This window comes from Pseudomonas sp. ICMP22404, assembly GCF_006227205.1.
GTDB lineage: Bacteria > Pseudomonadota > Gammaproteobacteria > Pseudomonadales > Pseudomonadaceae > Aquipseudomonas.
In genome coordinates this window covers 1-2,374 of record NZ_VCNG01000039.1, presented here as the reverse complement: position 1 = coordinate 2,374, position 2,374 = coordinate 1, and the positions used below count along the sequence as shown (strand labels likewise).

At 65.0% G+C, this 2,374-nt stretch carries 1 protein-coding gene; it reads right to left on the bottom strand.

Annotation, left to right across the window (positions count from 1 at the left end; translation table 11 throughout):
* On the bottom strand, positions 1-2,374 hold a 2,374-nt coding region (locus FGE05_RS29515), incomplete at both ends, for a filamentous hemagglutinin N-terminal domain-containing protein (RefSeq protein ID WP_139650425.1).

The window sequence follows — 2,374 nt, the reverse complement described above, 5'->3', positions numbered from 1 at the left end:
TTCGCCGCCGTCGTTGTTGACGGCCTTGAGGTTCTTGAGCATCAACAGCGGTGCGTTGATCAGGCCGCCCTGGTTGTTGAGTTGGCCCTGGTTGAGGTCCAGGGTCAGGGCGGTGTTGCTGAAGAGTTGGCCGCCCTGCTGGTCGAGGTCGGTGACGCTGGCGATGAGTGCGCCGTTGCTGGCGATGCGGCCGCCGTTCTGGTTGGTCAGTTTTTGCGTGGTCAGGTCGAGGCTGGCAGCGCTGCTCAGGCGGCCGGACTGGCTGTTGTCGAACGCGCCGGTCTCGACCAGCACGCCTTGCTTGCCGCTGATGGTGCCACTATTGCGGTTGTCGAGGCTGGCGCTTTTGACCGTGAGGCCGGCGTCGGTGACGAGCTCGCCGCCCTGGTTGAGCAAGGCATGGTCGAGCTGGAGCCCCAGGGCGCCGGCACTGGAGATGCTGCCTTGCGTGTTGTCGAGGCTGCCGGCATTCGCGGTCAGGGTACCTTCGCTGCTGATCAGGCCGGCGACGTTGCTCAAGGCGTTGTCGAGGCGAATATCCAGGCCTTGGTGGGCGACGAGGCTGCCGCCGCTGTTGTCCAGGCTTTGTCCGGTGACGGTGCTGGTGCCGGTGCTGAACAGAAGGCCCTTGGTCTGGTTGATGATTGCTGCGACTTTCAGGCCCAGGTCGGTGCCGGCCAGGACCTTGCCGTTGTCGCTGTTGTTCAGGCGCAGACCCTCGATGTCGATCCCCAGCGAACTGGAAATCTCCCCGCCACGGTTGTCCACGGCGTCGACGTCGAGTGTCAGCGCGCCTGTCGCGCCGACCAGGCCGCCGTTACGGTTATCCAGGCCCTGGCCGTTGACGGTCAACGGGCCCTGGGCAACCAGCTCGCCGCCCTGGTTGGTCAGTTCGGCGACGTTTGCGGTGAGGTCGCTCTTGCTGGAGATGCGCCCGCCGCTGTTATCGACTTCGTTGGTTTCCAGGTGCACCGGGCCCACCGCAGTGAGCAGGCCAGCCGCGTTATTCAGTTGCGTGCCATCCACCCGCAGCCCCGCCTGGCTGCTGAGCAGGCCTTGCTGGCTATTGTCCAAGGCAGCGACGGTCAGTTGCATATCCTTGGCGGACAGGACCTTGCCGGCGCGGTTGTCCAGGCTGGCAGCCGTGACCGTCAACATCGCACCCGAACCCAACACGCCGTTCCGGTTGTCCAGCGCTCCGATCAAACCGATGTTCAGGGCCACGTCGCCAGTAAGCAGGCCGTCGCTGTTGTCGAGGGTAGTGCCGGTGAGCCGGGTGGTCGTGGCACTGGAGACTTCGCCGTCGTGGTTATTCAGCTGCCCGACAGTGGCCGTGAGGTTGCCATTGCTGCTGACGGTACCCTGGGTGTTGAGCAGTGTGTCAGCGCTGACGCTCAACGTATTGCTGCTCAATACCCGGCCGTTGTTCCGGTTGTCGAGGGTGCCGGCCTTGACCGTGCTGGTCTGCCCGGCGCTCAAGGTCCCGCCCTGGTTGTTCAGGGTCTGCGCCACGGTGGCCGTCAGGTTGCGGCTGGCGATCACGCTCTTGCCGCTGTTGTTGAGATTCTGCGCGGTGAGGCTGACATCGCCCCCTGCATTGCGAGTGTTGTCCGCGTTGACCCCAGCTTCGATGACGCCGTTGTTGGTCAACTGCCCGCCGCTGCTCAAGCTGATCCGGTCACGGGCGGCGATGTTCTGCTGCACATCCAGTGCGCCGCTGGCTTGCATGTTGACGCTGGCACCGTAGACCGCCCCTTGCACGTTGGCGCTGGAGGCCTTGGCGGTGACCGCGCCGGTGGCTGAGGTGTCGGCTAGGCTCAGATGGCCGTTGGCGTCGAGCTGGATATCGCCACCGCTGGCGATCAACTTGCCGTCCAGCTTCACCCCGACACCGGCCTCGGTACCCACCAGCTTGATGGCGCCCGCGTACATTCCGCCCAGGGCCGAGGAGTCGATGGCCAGTTGCGGTTTGGCGCTGCCGTCGTCGGCGCGGGCGGTGGAATTGAGGCTGGCGGCGTCGGCGTCGTTGCGGCCGGCGACGATGGTCAGGTTTTTCGCCTGGATCTCGGCGTTGATCTTGGCGCTGCGGGTGATGATTTCGAAGCGGTCGACGTTGGTCGCGTTGAGGCCCGCGCCTTCGATGGTGACGCTGCCCTGGTCGACCTGGTAGCGCGTCAACTGACCGTTTTCCACCACCGGTTTGCCGGTGGTCAAAGTTGCCTGGGGGGTGTTGATGAAACCGCAGCCGTTACAGGTGATGCCATAGGGGTTGGCGACGATGACGTGGGCCGACTGCCCCGCCACCTCGGTGTAGCCACGTAACTGGCTCGGGCTGCCGCCGTTGACTTCGTTGAGGATGGTGGTGGCGGCCGCG